This is a genomic window from Thermoclostridium caenicola, from assembly GCF_900142095.1.
GTDB lineage: Bacteria > Bacillota > Clostridia > DSM-8532 > DSM-8532 > Thermoclostridium_A > Thermoclostridium_A caenicola.
On sequence record NZ_FQZP01000013.1, the window covers coordinates 1 to 18,795 of the forward strand.

Annotated in this window: 20 protein-coding genes; 18 read left to right on the forward strand and 2 right to left on the reverse strand. The window is 44.3% G+C overall.

Translation table 11 applies throughout. From position 1 onward, the window contains the following. Nucleotides 1-574: 574 nt before the first annotated feature. From F3H12_RS05210 to F3H12_RS05295, 17 genes are all read left to right on the forward strand, one after another. Nucleotides 575-1,114: a hypothetical protein gene (locus F3H12_RS05210; RefSeq protein WP_149678306.1), complete on the forward strand. Its 540-nt coding sequence runs from the start codon at nt 575-577 to the stop codon at nt 1,112-1,114. A gap of 123 nt (nt 1,115-1,237) precedes the next feature. Beyond that, nucleotides 1,238-1,930 (forward strand): hypothetical protein, encoded by a 693-nt coding sequence (locus F3H12_RS05215; RefSeq protein ID WP_149678307.1) that lies wholly within the window; start codon nt 1,238-1,240, stop codon nt 1,928-1,930. Between the two features lie 12 nt (nt 1,931-1,942). Next, nucleotides 1,943-2,467 carry a hypothetical protein gene (locus tag F3H12_RS05220; protein ID WP_149678308.1) on the forward strand — a complete coding sequence of 175 codons (525 nt, stop codon included), beginning with the start codon at nt 1,943-1,945 and terminating at the stop codon, nt 2,465-2,467. A 182-nt stretch (nt 2,468-2,649) separates the two neighbouring features. Next, on the forward strand, nt 2,650-3,162 hold the full coding sequence (locus F3H12_RS05225) for an RNA polymerase sigma factor (protein ID WP_149678309.1): 513 nt from the start codon (nt 2,650-2,652) through the stop codon (nt 3,160-3,162). After that, complete coding sequence (locus F3H12_RS05230) at nt 3,146-4,060, forward strand: hypothetical protein (RefSeq protein WP_014256706.1); 915 nt, start codon at nt 3,146-3,148, stop codon at nt 4,058-4,060. Before F3H12_RS05225 ends, F3H12_RS05230 begins: the two co-directional genes overlap by 17 nt. A gap of 658 nt (nt 4,061-4,718) precedes the next feature. Then, the gene (locus F3H12_RS05235; RefSeq protein ID WP_014256704.1) at nt 4,719-5,111 is read left to right on the forward strand and encodes an RNA polymerase sigma factor; all 393 of its coding nucleotides are present in this window, start codon (nt 4,719-4,721) and stop codon (nt 5,109-5,111) included. A gap of 75 nt (nt 5,112-5,186) precedes the next feature. After that, nucleotides 5,187-5,378 (forward strand): hypothetical protein, encoded by a 192-nt coding sequence (locus F3H12_RS05240; protein ID WP_014256703.1) that lies wholly within the window; start codon nt 5,187-5,189, stop codon nt 5,376-5,378. Then, nucleotides 5,341-6,813, forward strand: coding sequence for a DEAD/DEAH box helicase (locus F3H12_RS05245; protein WP_188118391.1), 1,473 nt, complete (start codon nt 5,341-5,343; stop codon nt 6,811-6,813). Before F3H12_RS05240 ends, F3H12_RS05245 begins: the two co-directional genes overlap by 38 nt. After that, nucleotides 6,803-7,219 carry a gp33 family protein gene (locus F3H12_RS05250; RefSeq protein WP_188118392.1) on the forward strand — a complete coding sequence of 139 codons (417 nt, stop codon included), beginning with the start codon at nt 6,803-6,805 and terminating at the stop codon, nt 7,217-7,219. Before F3H12_RS05245 ends, F3H12_RS05250 begins: the two co-directional genes overlap by 11 nt. A 107-nt stretch (nt 7,220-7,326) precedes the next feature. After that, nucleotides 7,327-8,079, forward strand: coding sequence for a hypothetical protein (locus tag F3H12_RS05255; RefSeq protein WP_046499199.1), 753 nt, complete (start codon nt 7,327-7,329; stop codon nt 8,077-8,079). Between the two features lie 57 nt (nt 8,080-8,136). Continuing rightward, the gene (locus tag F3H12_RS05260) at nt 8,137-10,059 is read left to right on the forward strand and encodes a bifunctional 3'-5' exonuclease/DNA polymerase (RefSeq protein WP_149678311.1); all 1,923 of its coding nucleotides are present in this window, start codon (nt 8,137-8,139) and stop codon (nt 10,057-10,059) included. Nucleotides 10,060-10,063: 4 nt separating this feature from the next. Continuing rightward, entirely contained in the window at nt 10,064-10,885 is an 822-nt protein-coding gene (locus F3H12_RS05265) for a phage antirepressor (RefSeq protein WP_149678312.1), read from the forward strand. Nucleotides 10,886-10,900: 15 nt separating this feature from the next. Next, the gene (locus F3H12_RS05270) at nt 10,901-11,326 is read left to right on the forward strand and encodes a DUF7768 domain-containing protein (RefSeq protein WP_149678313.1); all 426 of its coding nucleotides are present in this window, start codon (nt 10,901-10,903) and stop codon (nt 11,324-11,326) included. After that, a complete protein-coding gene (locus F3H12_RS05275) occupies nt 11,323-13,878 on the forward strand; it encodes a phage NrS-1 polymerase family protein (protein WP_149678314.1) in 2,556 nt (851 codons plus the stop codon). Before F3H12_RS05270 ends, F3H12_RS05275 begins: the two co-directional genes overlap by 4 nt. Nucleotides 13,879-14,179: 301 nt before the next feature. Further along, nucleotides 14,180-14,482 (forward strand): VRR-NUC domain-containing protein, encoded by a 303-nt coding sequence (locus F3H12_RS05280; RefSeq protein WP_014256659.1) that lies wholly within the window; start codon nt 14,180-14,182, stop codon nt 14,480-14,482. Nucleotides 14,483-14,573: 91 nt separating this feature from the next. Beyond that, entirely contained in the window at nt 14,574-15,029 is a 456-nt protein-coding gene (locus tag F3H12_RS05285; protein ID WP_004400053.1) for a hypothetical protein, read from the forward strand. Nucleotides 15,030-15,518: 489 nt separating this feature from the next. Then, nucleotides 15,519-15,878: an HNH endonuclease gene (locus tag F3H12_RS05295; RefSeq protein ID WP_149678316.1), complete on the forward strand. Its 360-nt coding sequence runs from the start codon at nt 15,519-15,521 to the stop codon at nt 15,876-15,878. Between the two features lie 384 nt (nt 15,879-16,262). Here F3H12_RS05295 and F3H12_RS05300 read toward each other — a convergent pair whose 3' ends face one another. Together F3H12_RS05300 and F3H12_RS05305 are read right to left on the reverse strand one after the other, a co-directional pair. Continuing rightward, nucleotides 16,263-17,558 (reverse strand): hypothetical protein, encoded by a 1,296-nt coding sequence (locus F3H12_RS05300; RefSeq protein ID WP_149678317.1) that lies wholly within the window; start codon nt 17,556-17,558, stop codon nt 16,263-16,265. Next, a complete protein-coding gene (locus F3H12_RS05305) occupies nt 17,545-18,036 on the reverse strand; it encodes an RNA polymerase sigma factor (protein WP_149678318.1) in 492 nt (163 codons plus the stop codon). Before F3H12_RS05305 ends, F3H12_RS05300 begins: the two co-directional genes overlap by 14 nt. Nucleotides 18,037-18,242: 206 nt before the next feature. Here F3H12_RS05305 and F3H12_RS05310 point away from each other — a divergent pair, with 206 nt between their 5' ends. Next, on the forward strand, nt 18,243-18,794 hold the full coding sequence (locus F3H12_RS05310; RefSeq protein WP_149678319.1) for a P27 family phage terminase small subunit: 552 nt from the start codon (nt 18,243-18,245) through the stop codon (nt 18,792-18,794). The last annotated feature ends 1 nt before the right edge of the window (nt 18,795 follow it).

Genomic DNA, 18,795 nt, shown 5'->3' on the forward strand with positions numbered 1-18,795 from the left:
GTACCTTCCGTCCTTCACCAGCATGGCTATGGTCTTAGGATCTTTCAAATCATTCTTTGTCGGACTGTTATCGTCCAGTTCCTTCGTACATTTCATGTTGAGTGCGTGACATTGATGACAAATGTAAAAAACAAATAAGCGCCTGAAAAACGGCCTGAATACAGGGCTTTCAGGTGATTTGCCATCTGCCGAAAATGTGCTTTTTGGCGGCGGAGATGCCGGGAAACCCTGTATTTTTATGTGTGTGATTATTTGTGGAAACACATCCACAGCCTTTCGGGGCGGCTTCCGGCGGGAGGGGTTGTGTAGACGGAAAAGACGAGGTTTGAAATGGTTTGATGTGTTTCGCGGGAATAAATACATCAATTTAAAACTCAATGAAAAGGCCTGAAACGCATCGCTTTACTCAGACTTTAAATAATATTAATTTATTTTTTTAAAATTACGGAAAGAAAAATGGTTTTCTAATCGTCAAATACAATAGAGACAACAAAGACTTTTTTAAAGGGGATGATACCATTGTTTTAATATAACAACAATATTGCGCTATTAACAAAAAAAGGAGTGAAATTTCATGAAAAAAATTATTGCACTCGCTGCGGCTATTACTGTATTATCAGTATTCACAGTGAGTTTGGCTGCCGGGGCTTTCGCAAGTACAAATAACAACAATGTTCCAGAGCCATCAGTTCCGGCTACCTCTGAAACTACAACCTTGCCCGATTCCGCATCCTCAAGCAGTGATTCTTTAAATATATTAACGGAGAATACAAACTTTCAGAATCATGGCTTTGAGGTTAAGGCGCTGACTGAAGCGGTAAAATTGGATAAGACTGCTGCAATTAAGAAAGCAAATGAGAGCGTCGGCAAACAAATTAGCACGAAAGCAGAATCAATTACTGCCGTATTAGCAAAATTCACAGATACAGAAACGCCTGTATTGCCTGAATCTAATATTGCATTAAAGGATTACCCCGTTTGGATTGTGACATATCATGGCGTCACGTTACAGAAACAAGGGATGGCCGGCGGTACAGTGTATGCAGATCAAAATGTTGTAATTGACGCTAATAGTGGTGAAGTGCTTGAAACGTTCTCTTATAGCATCAAATAACGTGCCTGAATAACTATTGTTTTATTAATGAGAACAAAAATCAGAGGAGATGACTTCATTGGGCTTATGAATATTAGTCCGTTATTTAGATTGCGAGAATGATGAAAAGGATGGTGATTAGCTGTGCGGTTCGACAGGATTATTGGCAGATCAAAGACCCCTAAATTACTTGTACTACTTATCGCGATCCTATTTTTAGTAGGGTGGAATGCTGAACCAGCCTTAGCGCAAAATTTATACGCCATTGCAACTGTTGATGCTCCAAGCGCTAATGAAAATTTCCTTGGAGGATATGCGCAATGGAAAACTCCAACACAATATACAACTGTTGATGGAGGTTTTACCTCTCAGGTTATATGGGTGACGACTCAAAACCAACAATACCGATGGGTGGAAGTTGGCCTAACTAAAGGCTGGAAAGGTGACGACAGCATTTGGACAATGTATTGGGCAGAGTACACACCAACGTATAACGAGTATAAAGTTACATCAGTTACACCCGGCTCAACAGGTTCTTTGCACCACTACCAGGTACAATACGATGCATATAATACTTGGGGAGCTTATATTGACTACACAAAAGTTGGTACGTCAACTCAGTCAGCAGGAACTTTAGCGGTTGATGTGGGCGCAGAAGTAACAAGTTCTCAAAATACACTTACAACAACTTATCCAGAGTATATGCAAGTCTTAAAAGCCGGCACATGGAAATATTGGAAAGATGCCGGAAGCATAAGCGAGTATGATGATTCACCTTTTGTTTGGGAATGGCGAGACACTGGAACATATAAACTAGGGAAAACCTATAAAAATTAGGAGGTGGTGATAATGATTAAACGGCCAAACAAATGGATGGTAGTATCTGCTCTGTCAATCATTATAATAGCTTTACTTGCTTTTAGTGCATTAGCCATGGGAGAAAAAGTGTCAAATGTTCCTTTACCGTTGAACGCTTCTTCTGAATCCGAATACAAAATGCCAAAGAACTTGCCAGGCAAATCGGGTGGACCATACTTGTCTTCGACTGAAATAGAAAAGGTTTCTGTTGATGTTGCTAAAGCTCGTGGAGAATTATCACCCAGCATTATAGACTCAATTATGACCACACACGGTTTGCTTATTGAAGAAGGCGTGTTCAGCCCCTCATACTCTGTAGCTAATGACCGCGAAGTATATCTTGTAACATTGACCGGGGAATTTACGTTTACAAGGGTACGTCCAGGTGCTGACCCAATCAAAGCGTCTTATGTCAATATAGAGATAGATGCGACAACAGGTGATGTTTTAGCGGTTGGAACCTCAACTGCGACTAAAGACAAGGAGATTCTGCAAAGACTAAAGATATCAGAGTAATTTATTCTACAGAAAAATGTTTTATAGTAAAAAAATCACCGCAATCCTTAATTTGGGTTGCGGTGATTTTTATGCCTTATTGCGAATGAAAAACGATTTTGTTATCGTCTAATATAAAATAGGGATATTTTAGTAGAATTGGAGAGCGTTTATTGGAACGCAGCCGATCGGGGAGCAGGTTAATGGCGAATGATTTTGATGATATTGAATGTTTAGTTAAGACTTATGGAAAAGATGTTTTAAGAATATGCCGTTATTATCTACGCAATAGTCAGGACGCGGAAGATGCCTTTCAGGAAGTCTTTATTAAACTAATAAGGAAACGCTCTACATTTCGTGGCAAATCCGAGTTTAAAACATGGCTGACAAGAATTGCCATTAATACGTGTAAAGATTTTCTAAAAAGCCGTTCGTTAAGGAATAGTACAGACGAAAGCATTCTCGACTGCAACGATTGCGTTGATGCTGCAAAATATGATGAATATGATGAGCTTTATCATATTATAACTACATTACCTTTGGATTATAAAGACGTAATATTGCTTAAATACTATTACGGCTACACATCAAAAGAAATTGCGAGAATACTTAAACTAACAGAGCCTGCCGTAAACTCAAGATTGCATAGAGCAAAAAATTATCTCAAAAAAATATTAACTGAGAAAGGATGGTCGGATTATGAATACCTCGATTGAAAAAGCACTTCATAAAGGATTGGATGACGTTGAGGTTCCACCGCGGCTGGAAGTTCAAACAATAGAAAAAATTAGGGAGAAATCAAAAATTACTTTTTTCAATTTTAGATTGAACAGGAAATATGTTTCCATTGCCGCATGTGTGGTGGTGGTTGTTATTGCTTTTATAGGTGTTCAGCCATATATCAATAACAATAATATTCTCCCAAGTGAAAAAGGATTAGACCAGCCGAGCGTTCAGGCTCCCTCTTCTACTAATCTTGATAATACAGGACAAAACAGTGCAGTTTATCATAACATAGATATATCGCAGATTATTAGGCAACCATATGAAGCAAACGTACCGGCAAGCTATTTTTTTCAAAATTGGCTTCAGTTTGTAAAGAAAAACCCGGGTGTCGGTTCACATTGGGATAACCAACAATTTAATAAAGATAGTATAGAATCAGTTCTGCATATATCTATTATTTCACCTGTTCTTCCCAAAGGGGATTATACGACAACACAAAGCGTTTTGGTGGACGACGCAACTGGTGAAGTCATGGCATTCCGTACAGACTATTATTACTACAACAAAGATACGTTGGAATTTCAAAACCGCTTCAGCGTCTTTTATTTCTTAGTAGATTATTTCAACACAGAAGAACTGGAACAAGTCCAAAATGTAACCAAGCCAAACGGACAAATCCATATAGATGATTTTTATCCATCAACCAATGTAAATGCAAAGGTACCTCATGTTAGGAAGTTGATATACTTGGAAAACAGAGTCGGTATTGCCATTGAAGCAGAAGCAGATGTTGTCAAGACTGAAGACAAAGTTGATGAAGAAAAAAGCCGTGAACGTTATGAGGAAACCGACAAACAACTTATTGGCTTGATGAAATCTATAATCTGAGGCAACGTTGCGCAAAGGTGCCGGATTATTGAGCAGGGCGGTGCAGCTATTTAAGCATAGGAGAAACTCAAGCCTCTTTTCATGCACATGGACATGCCAAATCAGACCGCCAAGTTTCAATTGTTGTCTTGATTCGGCTTGTCGCCGCGACAATAAAATCAGAACAGAAATTATAAAACAAACATAGTTAACAAACGTTAATCTTAAAAAAAGAAAGGCGGAATCTACATTGTACCATATTTCGCAAGGGAAAAATGAAGCAATATCCATAAGCGCAAACAAGAAAAATTCGGCATGACAACACCTGCCGGACTTAAATAATAGCTGAGCGTATGGCGGGTGCTGCCGTGTAGGTTGGAGCTTAAGAGGTTGATATTGTATGATATGTACTTCATGCAATATCAAGCGGTTCTCTGCCAATATACATAAGGCAAAAGCTATACGCCGGAAAAGATTCCATCCCCGTATAAAAAGACAATACAGCGCAAAAAGAGATGACGACCCTTAGGCAGGGCACTGCTTGATAGAATAGTTTTTGCGGCCGAGTTTACGGATTTCAGTAAACTCGGCCGCTTTTGTCTTTGCGCTGTTTTACAGAGATGCCGCAGCCCTCCCCGCCTCCTTTCCCATGAGTTTTCGGGAAAGGAGGTGGAAATGGATGGACAAGGAGTATTTTATTGAAATAAACGGCAGGCAAATTCCGGTAAGCAAGGAAGTATATTATGCCTTCAAGCGCCCTGCTTGGAGAGAGCGCAAGCGCAGGCAGGTTCGCGCGGAAAAGGAGCTCTCGCTCGAAGCGTTTGCGGACGCGGGGTTTGAGATTCCTTCCGGGCAGGCGCTGGTTGACGAGATCGTCGAGGACAAGCTGTTATTAGACATGCTGTCCAAGGCGCTTTCGGAACTGACCGAGGAGGAGCGGGTTCTGATTGACGAGCTGTTCTTTAACGATAAGTCGGAACGCGAAATAGCTCGTGAAATAGGTGTATCCCAACCGGCCATACATAAGCGCCGTAACCGCATACTGGAAAAATTAAAAAAATTGATGACTTAAGGTTATCAACCACCCCCAAACTTTCCTTTGGATTGTGAGGGGGTTTTTAATTGCCCCGAAACGGAGGTGAGAGACATGAGAAAAAGCGTGAACGCCGCTTTGACGCAGAGCGAGGAAACGACGGAAGAACTGGTAGGCATCCTGACCGCCATCAGCATAGTGTCAAAACGGCTGGCAAAAAAGCTGGCGACGCTTGAAAAGCCGCCTGACGAAGGGAGGGACAAAACGGATGGAACAGCCGAAGCCGCTTCTGCCCATGCCGATTAAAGCCGCGCCGTATAAGCATCAGATCGACGCTTTCAATTTCGTATGCGGCAAGTTCGGCCTGATTCCGGCGAGCGGGATGGCATCTTCCGGCGCGGCTCTGCTCATGGAAATGGGCACCGGAAAGACCATAACCAGCATTGCGGTCGCCGGCGCTTTGTATCAGACTGGCAAAATCCACAGGATTCTGGTGGTGGCCCCGCTCTCCATCCTTGGTGTTTGGCGGGAAGAGTTCGAGAAATTCGCGGATTTCGATTACAGCCTTGCGGTTCTTGAAGGCAGCACCGCAAAGAAGATCGATACCCTGCGGCACATGCGCGGCTCTCCCCTGCAAGTCGCGGTGATCAATTATGAATCGGCATGGCGTCTGGAAAAGGAACTTGCCGCATGGAATCCCGACCTGCTCATCGCGGACGAAGGCCACAAGATCAAAACCCATAACATTGCGGCGTCCAAGGCCATGCACCGGCTGGGCGCAAGGGCGCGGTACAGGCTGCTGCTCACAGGGACGGTCATTACCAACAAGGCCATCGACGTGTTCAGCCAGTACAAATTCTTGAGTCCCGCCGTCTTTGGCCAAAGCTTCTATGCGTTCCGCAATAGATACTTCGATATGGTTGGCTATGGCAACCATACGCCAGTGCTGAAAAAATCAATGGAACAGGATTTGATGAAAAGGATTCACAGCATTGCATTCCGGGCGACCAAAGCGGAGTGCCTGGATTTGCCGGAAACCACCGATATTATTCGCCATATTGAGCTTGAGCCTGTCACTTTAAAGAAATATAAAGAGCTTGTCAAACAAAGCTATACTGAGCTGGCAGCTGGAGAAGTAACAGCTACAAACATACTGACACGCTTGCTTCGTCTTTCGCAATTAACCGGCGGCTTCATCGGAAGCGATGACGGTGGGAAAATCGAGCAAGTCAGTGATGCCAAGTTGAAAGCTCTTGAGGATATCCTTGAAAGCAGTATTCAAGAAGGACATAAGCTGGTTGTCATAGCAAGGTTTATCCCTGAAATTCATGCTATATGCAGGTTGTTGGAGAAAAAGAACATCGGCTATGCATGTATTTATGGTGCGACTAAGGATCGCCAAGGGCAAGTAAACCGGTTTCAATGTGATCCCGACTGCATGGTGTTTGTAGGCCAGATTGCAACCGCTGGACTCGGTATTACGCTGACCGCTGCAAGCACAATGGTATTTTACTCCCTTGATTATTCCATGTCGAATTTCGAGCAGACAAAGGCCCGCATCCATAGAGTTGGACAGAAGAATGGCTGCACATATATCTACCTTATTGCCAAGGGTACTGTGGATTCAAAAATCCTGACTGCTCTACGCAATAAGGCAGATCTTGCAAAAATGCTGATAGACGACTACCGCAAAGGAGCAAATCCTTTTGCCCCAGAGGGAGGTGAAAGCTATGAGCGATAATGCGATGTTTGAACTTGCTGACCGTCTGAAGGAGCTGCGCGAGGCAAAGAAGGCTGTTGAAGAGGAACTGAAAAGCATAAATGCGGAGATTGACGAGGTCGAATACCGTCTGTCTGAGCTGATGATCAGCAGTGAGACGCAAAACTTCACAAGAGCAGGAACAATGTTCTGCCTTTCAACGACAACAAGAGCCAGTGCTGCCGCAGGCATGAAGGAGGAACTGTTTGACGCACTACGCAGTAAAGGCTTTGGAGAACTCATCTATGAAACAGTCAATGCAAATTCTCTGTCAGCATTTGTTAAAGAACAGATTGCCGAGAATGGAGACGAGATTCCCGACTGGTTGAAAGGCCTTGTGAATGTCTTCGAAAAGACAACAGTAACTATGCGAAAAGCGGCAAGGTAAATAGTTTCATTGCGCAATGCTCAAGGAATAACGGTTCTAAGATCAAAGTTTCAAAGAACAATGATATAGATTACATTTCAAATTCATATTTACGGAGGTATAAAAGCATGAAAAACAATGAACTCGTAACTATTAACGAAAATACAGGTTTTCTTCAGCTCGCTGATTTCAATCTTGACGAGGCAATGGCATCAGAACTTGACGGTCTTGACATGACTTTTGAACGCATAAAAATCCCGTCCGCAGGCAGCACAGTATTCGAAGTACCCGGGGAAAATCCCGGAGAACCTGATACTGTCAAAGAATTCTCAGCGGTAATTCTTTATCATCATCCACTTTATGCATACTACAAGGACAAGTATACCGGAGGCAGTAACCCACCGGATTGCGGAAGCTTTGATGGTATAACCGGCGAAGGAGACCCCGGGGGAAGCTGTGCCAAATGCCCATATAATCAGTTCGGTTCGGGGGAAAACGGCAGCAAAGCTTGCAAGAACCGCCGCAGGATATATGTACTGCGTGAAGGGGAGATTTTCCCGTTGATACTCTCATTGCCAACAGGATCGTTGAAAGAGTTTTCCCGCTACATCAAAAGGCTGCTTTCTAAAGGTAAAAAATCGAACAGCGTAGTTACCCGCTTTTCATTGAAAAAGGCGACCAATTCAAGCGGTATCACCTATTCACAGGCTCAGTTTGCTGTAGATCGGAATCTGACCGCTGACGAATATGCGTTGATATCCAAGCTTTCCGAGCAGGTCAAAGCATTCAGTACCCGAGTCGGCCATGACACTGAACCTGCCGGTGAAGAGGTAATAAATGTAGACCCTGAATCAGGTGAAATTACTGAGCCGCTTAAGTGATCAAAGGCCCTATCGGAGAGTAACTTCTATCTCCGATAGGGCGGAAAGGAGAACCGCATGGGATACAAATGTGTTTATATGCTGTCTGAAATACAAGAGTATCTGAAAAACACTGTCCTATTTGCTTTCGACTTTGAAACGTCACCCCGCGATAAATGGAGGAACGATAAAAGTGCAGCTCTGGATGCTCATAAAGCAGATATTACAGGGATCAGTTTTTCAGTATCAGAAGGGACTGCTATATATGTTCCACTTAAACATCGTAGCGGGCGAAATGCAGAGAACCAGGCGGCAATATGGGATTATCTGAAATTACTATTCGAATCAAAAGATGTAATAAAAGTTGCTCATAATCTGGCTTTTGAGTCTATGTTCCTTTACGCAAGAGGTATCGTCCTTCAAAAGCCTTGCTATGACACGATTGCAGCATCACAACTTACATTAAAAAGCAAGTGGGAGTTCAGAAGTCTTGCTGACAGCGGATTAAAAACGCTTGCACCTGCACTCTGCAAAGCAGAAATGACAGAATTCTCAACGGTTACTGAAGGTCGGTTTTTCGATGAATTGAACCCTCAGGATGAGAAGACTGTCCGCTACGCTTGTGCTGACAGCGACTACACTCTTCGCTTGTATCATGTTTTCAATCAGTGGTTTGATAGATTTTTACCCAAACACAGAACTATTGTGGAAGAGGTAGAATCGCCTACATCAGTATATGTCGGGATAATGAAGTATAACGGCATATTGGTGGATAAGTCAGCCATGCTGAAGAAACAAGCGGAAGCCGCAGAAAAGATTGTCAGTATCAGAAAAGAGATTACCGGAATTATCGGCAATGTAGAGATTGGGGCAAATGCTTCAACTTCAGCATTTAAAAAATATCTTTTTGTGGATCTCGGTCTTCCGGTCATGAAAACGACCGCAAAACATCAGGAAGCTGCCGATGATGAAACCATGATCCTATTAAAAGGATGGTGTGAATCCAACAGGCCTGAACTTGCTCGCTTATTTGAACTGGTGCAGGAATACCGCAAGTGGGGAAAACTCAAATCCACCTATATAGACGGGTATCTTCGATTTATTGATGAGGATACCGGCAGGATTCATCCGGACCTTATACCATTGGGGACAGAGACAGGCAGATTTGCGTCAAGAAACCCGAATATGCAGAATTGTCCGCAGAAAGACAATGACCCAATAGGCGTACGGAAATTTATCATTTCGCCAGCCGGAAAGGTTCTTTTATCCCTTGACTTTTCACAGATAGAACTGCGCGTCGGAGCGTTTTATTGCAGGGACAAACGTATGCTGGAAACCTATCGTACTGGCGGTGATATCCATGCTCAGACCACTTCTGTTATTTACCGCATTCCTTTTGAGGAGGCAGCAGACAAAAATGCTCCACATTATAAAGAGCGTAGGACCATTGCAAAGAACTGCAATTTCGGTGTGTTCTATGGCCTGTTTCCTACTGGCTTACAGAGAACACTTAAATTTAAAGCTGGGCTGAACCCAACTTTGTCCGAATGTGAGACCATCATTCAAAACTTGAAATCCGGATACCCCGGTCTTGCCAAATGGCAGGATGAGGTAAAAAAGCGGGCTGCTGTAAGCTGCTATACAGAAACATGGCTGGGCAGGCGAAGATACCTGCTGGGAATTCGGTCATCAGATTGGGGCAAGAAGTCGTTTGCCGAGCGGTGCGCATTAAATACACCTATTCAAGGTACAGCGGCAGATATTCTAAAGCTTGCCTGTGGGCGCATCATCAGTGGACTTCCCGAAAGGCTCTGGCTGAAACCTATACTGCAGATACATGACGAGCTGGTTTTTGAATTACCGGAAGACAAGGCGGACGAAGCAGTTGTTTTTATAAAAGAGTGTATGGAAACACAACCCTTCCCTGAATTTGATGTACCTATTGTGGCAGAGGCTTCGGTAGGGAGAAATTTTGGAGAAATGAAAGAAATGGAGGATTGATGTTATGAATAACTTACAGGTTTTTAAGAATACAGAATTTGGAGAACTTAAAGTACTCGTTATTGATGGAAAGGAATACTTTCCTGCAACGGATTGTGCAAGGATGCTAGGATATAGTAACCCTCGTGATGCGATACAACGCCATTGCAAACCAGACGGGGTCGTGAAACACGACGGGGTCACCTTAACTACAAATCAATATGGTGTCTCGACTGAACAGCATGTTGAACGGACTTATATTACAGAGGGAAATCTATATCGTCTCATTATACGTAGCAAACTTCCTGCTGCTGAACGCTTTGAAAGATGGGTCTTTGATGAAGTGCTGCCCACGATCAGAAAATATGGAGTTTATGCTACAGATAAAGTTATCGAAGAGATGATTTCTAATCCGGAGTATGGTATCAGGATTTTCTCTGAACTGAAGGCAGAACGCGACAGACGGAAAGCTTTAGAAATAGAGAATGCAAAGAATAAACAGATTATCAGTGAGTTGAAGCCCAAAGCGAGCTATTATGATCTCATATTGCAAAATAAAAGCCTTGTGCCGATCAGCAAGATTGCCAAGGATTACGGAATGTCTGGCCGCGCTTTCAATAAGCTGCTTCATGAGCTTGGAGTACAGTACAAAATGGGAAACTGCTGGCTTTTATATCAGGAGTACGCCGATCAAGGATACACGCAGTCCAAGACTCATGCTATTAATGCAGAAAGAAGCGTAATGCACACATATTGGACACAAAAAGGAAGGCTATTTATCTATGACCTTCTTAAAAACAAGAAAGGTATATTGCCTGTAATCGAACGTGAACAAAAAAGCGCATAGGCAGGGGGTAATACCATGAGTATCAGCAAGTTTAACGCGGAAGGATATTACGACCCCACACCTTATGAAGCATTGCTTAGGATTGAGCGAGAGGCCAGGAAAGCGCCTTACAGACCGATGGTATTTATCTGCAGCCCATATGCTGGAGATATAGAACGTAATATCCGTAAGGCTCAGGGGTACTGCCGCTTTGCAGTGAGCAGGAATTGCATACCTATTGCTCCGCACCTCTTGTTTCCGCAGTTTATGGACGACGATGACGAACAAATGCGGGATCTGGGCTTGTTTTTTGGCATGGTGCTGATGTCAAAGTGTTCTGAAGTGTGGGTGTTTGGCAGAAAGATTACTAAAGGAATGTCCATTGAAATTGAGAAGGCAAAGCAGCGCAGCATTCCGATCCGGTATTTTAATGAACGATGCGAGGAGGTGCGGTGTCAGTGAGCATCTCATTCCCTCAAGAACTGGCTGACCGGAAGCAATGGATCTGCTGGCGTCTGGAACCAAACACAAAAGACGGAAAAGACAGTAAAATCCCTTATAATCCCTTAACCGGCAGAAAGGCCTCAAGCACTAACCCAAACGACTGGTCGACCCTTGACGATGCGATTGCGGCGAAAGAACAATACCTCTATACCGGATTGGGTTTTGTGTTCGCAAAAGGAGGAGGCTTAGTAGGAGTTGACATCGATCACTGCCGCGACAAAAATACTGGGGAATTAAACGATACCGCCAAGGCTATCCTTGAGCGGTTTCCGTCCTATACGGAAATCAGTCCTTCAGGAACCGGGCTTCATATCTTCTATAAAGGGGAGATGCCTGCCAAAGGCAATAAAAACACAAAAACCGGCGTTGAAATGTATGCTCACAGCAGGTACTTCACAATGACTGGCGAGCGACTGCCAGGGACTCCTGATTACATTACTGAAGATAACGGGGCACTGGCCTGGATACATGATAACTATATCAAAAGTAAGAAGCGGAGCGGGAAAAGTAAGAAAAACCGCAAGAATACAAAGCTAGAACCGCTTACGGATGAGGAAATCCTGGAGAAAGCCCGGACAGCCGAAAACCATAAGGAATTTAACCTGCTATGGGAAGGAAAATGGCAGGAAGCGGCCTATCCCAGCCAGTCCGAAGCTGACCTTGCCCTTTGCTGTATGCTGGCTTTCTGGTCGGGTAAAAACAAAGAGCAGATGGACAGGCTGTTCAGAAAATCCGGGTTGTTCCGGGAAAAATGGGATACGGTACATCATGCAAGCGGTGCAACCTATGGACAGGAAACACTGGATAAGGCCATCGAAACCACAGAGAACGTATACAGTCGCGAGAGCGAGTCAGCTATCTTTGAATATGAGGGCAGGTATTACCGCACTAAAGGCGAAAGCGTGTATCCTATAACAAACTTTATCATCCAGCCGGTGGAGATGATTGTATCGGAAGACGAAACGCAGATGACCGCCGATCTTGTTACAACCCGCGATGAAATATACCGTCAGACCTTTATGACCACCGACTTCAATAACATCCAAAAATTTAAAAATATCTTGAACCGCCGGACAATATCCTTAGGCTATTTTGGCTCTGAAGGGGATTTGGAACTGCTGAAGGGTTATATATCCGAAATGGAATGGGTACGGAAGACAGGGGTCAAGGCTCTTGGAATTTATGAGCATGGCGGACGGATGGTCTATGTTTCAACGGACGGCGCCATTGAAGCGGGAGGTAAAATTGTTGAAGATATTGTGCAGCTTGATAAGTATAAAAGCATAACAACCGATATCCTTACCTTTGAACCATTGACAAAGGAACAGCTTGTCATGCTTGGAGAGTGGATCCTCAGCTATAACGAACCTATAAAAACGGTGTCAGTGATGGCATGGGTAGCCGGATGCTTTATTAAACCGCATCTTAAAAAAACAGGCATTAAGTTTCCACACTTATTGCTTGTCGGAGAACAGGGCAGCGGAAAGAGTAATACATTGGAGCGGGTTATTCTGCCGGTATTTTCATGCAGTAAAATTCGCGCGGCTACACAGGTTACTGCATTTACATTGATGAAGGAATCTGCATCATCAAATCTGATACCACAGCTGATGGATGAGTTCAAACCTTCAAAGATAGACAAATTAAAGCTTAATGCCTTATACAACCATCTTCGTGATGCATATGACGGGCACGAAGGTGTCCGCGGCCGGGCGGATCAAAGTGCTGTTACTTATGAACTGTTGGCACCTATTATTGTAGCTGGTGAGGAATCGCCGGATGAAGCGGCTATCAGGGAAAGAAGCATTGAATTGCTTTTCAGCAAGAAGGACTTAAAACCGGCCAGCCACAGGCAAGCATTTTATAAGTTGTGTGCAAAAGCGGATCTGCTGGGCAGCTTCGGTCGGAGCCTGCTGGATATAGCGCTCAGAGTATCGCCCGTGGATGCGGAGAAATGGTATGAGGAAGCAAAGTCAGAGATATCTGATGAGTTTCCATCCCGTATCGTCAATAATCTCGCCTGTTGCTATGCCGGATTGAGCCTAGTAAACAAACTGTGTGAATTCCTTAATGTTACATGGTCTGAAGTGTTTCCCATTAACAAAGGGGCGTGTATTCGATATCTTCAAAACGGTGTGCAGGAATACTTGCTGGATGGCGGCAGCAACAACAAGACTATTGTAGAACAGACGCTGGAAATCATGGCCCGGATGAAACTGGCTCCGAATCAAGACTACACTTTTGATAAAGGAGGCAATGTTATCGGGATTCGTTTCTGTGATGTATATGACCGCTATACCAAGTACAGACGCGATTATGCAATCACAGGTGAATGTCTTCCGTATAACCAGTTTCTGAAGCAATTGAGGCAAAGTGACTTTTTTCTGGAGAGCAATAAAACGATGCGTTTCGGGAACGAAACTAAGAAAGCGTGGGCTCTTGATTTTTCGATATTGAAAGAGCGATGCGATGTGAGCGGCTTTGAGATCACAGATATTGAGCCTCTTTAACCTCAAAAAAGGTAACAAGGTAACAAAAAGGTAACACCCGAAACGCTGATGAATAGCCACTTGTTACCTATGTTACCTTTGTTACCTCAACTTTATATATACGCGCGAGAGATGAAATTATTTTTTGAAAAATAAAAAATAAAAAAATATAAATATTTGTGTCTATACCTACCCCAAAAAAGAGGTAACAAGGTAACAAAATCCGCAAATGCGCTTGTAAAGCGGGTTTGAGAAGTTACCTTTTTAGAAATACCGGGGTAACAAGAGGGGAAAAGGTAACATTTTTGGAGGATAAGCGGTTATGTCTGAAAAGAGTATTGTGACTAAAATCCTGCGGTACTTAAAGACAGTACCGGGGTGTTTCTGTTGGAAGGAACATGGCGGTATGTACGGGACAGCAGGAATACCAGACATTATTGCCTGTGTAAATGGGCGGTTTATAGCTTTTGAAGTAAAAACCCCATCGGGAAAGACAACAAAACTGCAGGAAGCAACCATCAAAAAAATCCTCAATGCCGGAGGAGTGGCGGCGGTTGTCCATTCGGTAGATGAGGTGAAGGTTATTCTGGAAAAGCATGGCCTTCTGCAAAGAACGAAGATATAACGAACAAGGAAACAAGCACTGCAAAGCAACGAAAAAAAGCACACTGCTTCAAAGATCAAGGTTTTTTATCTTGATTTTTTGGAGGTGCGATATGCTGATTGCATGGCAGTATTTAGATAAAAAAGCGGCTGCTGTTGAAGCTTTGAAAGATTACAGCAGCATGCAGTACATTATCGAGCACAGTGATGAGGATATATATGAAGTTGAAACCCGTATGACAAGCCCTCATAGTGCAAAGATTACCGGAGTTCCGGGCAAACACAATCCCAAAAGCGGCGAAGAACGCCTTGCTGCTTGCCTTGACGAGATTGATGTGTTGAAAGAACGTTACAGGCGGGCATTGGAATATATGGAGTGGTTCAAGCCTGCTTGGGAAGCCCTGTCGGAGGAAGAACAGTTTATACTGACAGAATTTTTTGTTAATGATGTGAGCAAGACAGAAGCTGTAGCAAACATCGGAGAGAAGCTGTTTCTTGAAAGAGCACAGGTGTACCGCAGGAAAGACAAGGCGCTTAATCATCTGGCACTGCTTTTATACGGGAAGTAGAAATGAGATTTTTATGAGATGTAAAACACAGGTATCCCATATATAATGATATCATGAAAAAATGTCATTAAAACGCATAAGCCCTTCGGGGCTTTTTTATGCCATAAAACAGGAGTGAGGGAAGATGGTTGACAAATGCTTTGGCAGCAACGGAAGGAATGGCTGCAATATACTGACTGTACGCAAGTGTCAGCAAGATAAATGTTCATTCTATAAGAGCACCCAAGATTTAGAGGAAGACAGAAAAAAAGCTTATCTTTTGCTTGCAGCTTTACCACCCGATATGCAGCGGTATATCTCCGATAAGTATTATAACGGCAGGATGCCATGGGTGAAAAGCAATTGTGCTGTTTAGTATTCCAGATGAGATTTTTATGAGATGAAATTCAGTAAAAAACCAAATATAATGGTATTGTGAAAAGTTATGGATAAGCCTTCATGGGATGAACCTGTGAGGGCTTTTTTAATACCCGAAAAGGAGGTGGCCAGATGCCAAGAAAGCCAAAAAGGCCTTGCTCCTTTCCCGGCTGTCCTGAGCTGACGGACGGAAGGTACTGCGACACGCATCAAAGGCAAATGGATGCTTATTACAACAAATATGAACGAGATCCCCAAACAAGAAAACGCTATGACCGGAGATGGAAACGCATCAGGGACAGATATATATCAGAGCATCCGCTTTGCGAGGAGTGTCAAAAGTACGGAAGGCTAACACCAGCCGAAGAGGTACATCATATTATCCCTTTATCCAAAGGCGGAACCAATGCAGACAGTAACCTTATGAGCCTGTGCAAACAATGCCACTCATCGATTACTGCCCGCGAAGGAGAGCGATGGGCAAGAAAATAATGGGGTCCCCGAAAAGTCGTTTGACTTTTTGGGGAGAGGAGCAGCCCTGAAGCGGTAAGCCTTTCGCGCTTGCGTGAAAGCGATGAGCGGAGGGCGCTGCGACGAAGGGGGGGTCAAAATCTCTGGTGAAGCAGTTTTGTGCAACGGGCGGGGGGTCACGCGCGAAAAATCGCAGTTTCAAACGGGGTATATCCCCTGTTTATTTTTACATGAATCGAGGTGATGTGTATGGCAAAGGACGGTACAAACAGAGGCGGTGCACATACAAGCGATGTGGCTGTAGCAATTAAAAGGTGTCAGGTCAGATTAAAACTATCAAGTAGATTCTCGGAATAAAAAGGATGGGAGCGGCTTCCACAAACCGCTCCCATTAAAAAATATACGTTATTTCTTAATCTGTTGCAGTATATCAAACATAGTTTCCGGCGTAGCGCCTTTGACACTGAGTTCCACCAGAACATTCCCGTACAATACGCCGAATCTCATTCGAATATCTGGCTGATCACCCGAATCCGAAACCTCATAAGTCCTTGCCCGTACTGCATCGAGCGTCAGCTCGTCTATAAGGAAGATTGGATTGTCAACAATCTCCCGTAAATCGTCGGGTACTGAGTCGGCGCGGGGAATGGGATAGAGCGAAAGGTCGTAATTCTTCCTGTCGGCAACAGATGTGATACGCGCTTTGTCGTTACCATCAAGATATGAAACACGCCAATCGATATACCCCATGCCCTTTTCCCAACGGACATTTAGTTCATTCCGCTCTTGATTGATAAAGCGCAAAGCGTCCTGAAAAACAAACCCTTCTGGGAGTGTTGCTGGTAGGTACGCACCGAAATCGGCATCTGCGTGAGCTTCATCCAGATTAAGCCGATCCTCGCGCAGCTCGGGTACGACAGGATGGAGTACGCTGAGATCGGCTGCTCCTCCTTCAATCAGAAGACCGATTAACTCAGAGATTTCATCTTTAAGAGCTTCCTTTTCTGCCTCCGCTCCGCCAAGCTCAACATAGTAGGCTATACCGGAAAGCTTGAAGTATGCAAAATAAATGACGTTTCTTAGCCCCTTACTGTTTGGTTTGGTTTCAAAATAGCCCGCTGTAACCGCTGTTCCAAGAACGTCTGAGGATCTTGCTTCGACATCAAACTTATAGTCGAGTACGACTTCGCCGGGTGCTAGCTGGATATATGTCTTGAGTCCGGTGGCAGATACGGCGTGGGCATCAATATTGAATAGGGAGGCTCCCCTTTCATCGCTTTGGAAATTAGCGGTGGCCGTAATACTGTGCGTCTCTGTCAGGCCGGGAAAAACTGCCTTCAGCTCTTTATCAGTCAGTTCCTGCCAGAAATGTCCCGGGATAGCGATATCGGCTGCGGCCCGAAAATCGGCTTTATTGAAATACAGAGTGTATTTGCTTGACGTGTCGGGTGAGGCTGCATCTTCGCTGGGCTGCGAAACAGACGGGTTATTCCACGGCGTCGGTGTCACATTATGTTGTAGTAGCTGAGGCATTGTAACAACGCTCAATAAGATAACGGCAAGACAGGCAAAGGCTATGGCATAGCGTTTAACCGTGAACGGGCAGCGAACAGGTCTGGCATCAGTAGCACAAGACACGAGCTTCTGGTGCAGTGTGTCAGAAACCGATATTTTATTCATGTATTCGTTATATGCTTTCATAATCGTCCTCCTTTAAAACAGATTTGAGCTTTTGCCGGGCACGAGTCAGATGGCTTCTGATAGTAGCTTCCTTTTGTCCGGTCAGACCGGAAATGTCCTTAATGGAATAACCTTCGTAATAGAACAAATGGATGACAGTGCGGTATTTGGGCGGTAAGGCCAGAATTCGCTCCAACAATTCATGCTGCTTCAGATCCATAGCAGGATATGAATCAAGAAGCGGTTCCGTACGTTTTCGCCAAGGGGATCGCAGACAGCTGTTGCAGAGGTTTACTGTTACCCTGATAAGCCATGCCTTCTCATGCTCCTCCGATTCGAATTCGGGAGCCTTTTCGTAAGCACGCAAAAATGCCTCCTGCACCACGTCCTCGGCATCGGATACGTTTCCTGTAATAGCAAGTGCAGTGCGATAAAGCCTGTTTTCATGTTTTGTTACAAACACCTCAAAGTCCTCTGGCCGGCAGGACTTATATGCCATTCGCTCCACCTCCTTCACCCTATATACGCTTTAGACGACAAAAAGGCTGCATAGTATCCCGAAAACTTATAAGCTTAACTATGTTTTTGATAGAAAAAGCTTTACCAGTTATCTTCATGTAATATCAACCGGCAGATTCTTCGCATTAATTCATGAGAACTTGTGAAAAACACAATGCCATTATTTATAGAATCGAGGTGATGTGTATGGCAAAGGACGGTACCAGCCGCGGCGGAGCGCGTATTGGCGCGGGACAGAAGAAAAAACCTCTGGCGGATAAGATTTTGGAAGGAAATCCAGGCAGACGCAAGCTTATGGTAATGGAGTTTACGGACACTGCGGATCTGGAGGGACAGAACATGCCGCCGCCGAGGGATTATCTTGCCGCAAAGCAGAAGAACGGAAAAACAACACTGGCGGTGGAAATATACGAAAAAACATGGCGGTGGCTTAAGGAACGCCGGTGTGATCATCTTATACCTGCGCAGCTTATCGAGCAATATGCCCAGAGCGTGGCGCGGTGGATCCAGTGTGAGGAATGCATTACCGAGTTTGGCTTTCTTGCCAAGCATCCGACCACCGGCAACGCCATTCCCTCGCCTTATGTGGCCATGAGCCAAAGCTTCATGAAGCAGGCCAACAACCTGTGGTATCAGATTTACCAAGTAGTGCGCGAAAACTGTGCGTCGGATTATAAAGGCGCGACGCCCCACGACGACGCTATGGAGCGGCTGCTTACGGCAAGAAGAGGTGGCTGAT

Coding starts and splice junctions, on each gene's coding strand:
- F3H12_RS05210 (WP_149678306.1), top strand. CDS start 575: ATGAAAAAAATTATTGCACTCGCTGCGGCTATTACTGTATTATCAGTA.
- F3H12_RS05220 (WP_149678308.1), top strand. CDS start 1,943: ATGATTAAACGGCCAAACAAATGGATGGTAGTATCTGCTCTGTCAATC.
- F3H12_RS05225 (WP_149678309.1), top strand. CDS start 2,650: ATGGCGAATGATTTTGATGATATTGAATGTTTAGTTAAGACTTATGGA.
- F3H12_RS05230 (WP_014256706.1), top strand. CDS start 3,146: ATGAATACCTCGATTGAAAAAGCACTTCATAAAGGATTGGATGACGTT.
- F3H12_RS05235 (WP_014256704.1), top strand. CDS start 4,719: ATGGACAAGGAGTATTTTATTGAAATAAACGGCAGGCAAATTCCGGTA.
- F3H12_RS05240 (WP_014256703.1), top strand. CDS start 5,187: ATGAGAAAAAGCGTGAACGCCGCTTTGACGCAGAGCGAGGAAACGACG.
- F3H12_RS05245 (WP_188118391.1), top strand. CDS start 5,341: ATGGAACAGCCGAAGCCGCTTCTGCCCATGCCGATTAAAGCCGCGCCG.
- F3H12_RS05250 (WP_188118392.1), top strand. CDS start 6,803: ATGAGCGATAATGCGATGTTTGAACTTGCTGACCGTCTGAAGGAGCTG.
- F3H12_RS05255 (WP_046499199.1), top strand. CDS start 7,327: ATGAAAAACAATGAACTCGTAACTATTAACGAAAATACAGGTTTTCTT.
- F3H12_RS05260 (WP_149678311.1), top strand. CDS start 8,137: ATGGGATACAAATGTGTTTATATGCTGTCTGAAATACAAGAGTATCTG.
- F3H12_RS05265 (WP_149678312.1), top strand. CDS start 10,064: ATGAATAACTTACAGGTTTTTAAGAATACAGAATTTGGAGAACTTAAA.
- F3H12_RS05270 (WP_149678313.1), top strand. CDS start 10,901: ATGAGTATCAGCAAGTTTAACGCGGAAGGATATTACGACCCCACACCT.
- F3H12_RS05280 (WP_014256659.1), top strand. CDS start 14,180: ATGTCTGAAAAGAGTATTGTGACTAAAATCCTGCGGTACTTAAAGACA.
- F3H12_RS05285 (WP_004400053.1), top strand. CDS start 14,574: ATGCTGATTGCATGGCAGTATTTAGATAAAAAAGCGGCTGCTGTTGAA.
- F3H12_RS05295 (WP_149678316.1), top strand. CDS start 15,519: ATGCCAAGAAAGCCAAAAAGGCCTTGCTCCTTTCCCGGCTGTCCTGAG.
- F3H12_RS05300 (WP_149678317.1), bottom strand. CDS start 17,558: ATGAAAGCATATAACGAATACATGAATAAAATATCGGTTTCTGACACA.
- F3H12_RS05305 (WP_149678318.1), bottom strand. CDS start 18,036: ATGGCATATAAGTCCTGCCGGCCAGAGGACTTTGAGGTGTTTGTAACA.
- F3H12_RS05310 (WP_149678319.1), top strand. CDS start 18,243: ATGGCAAAGGACGGTACCAGCCGCGGCGGAGCGCGTATTGGCGCGGGA.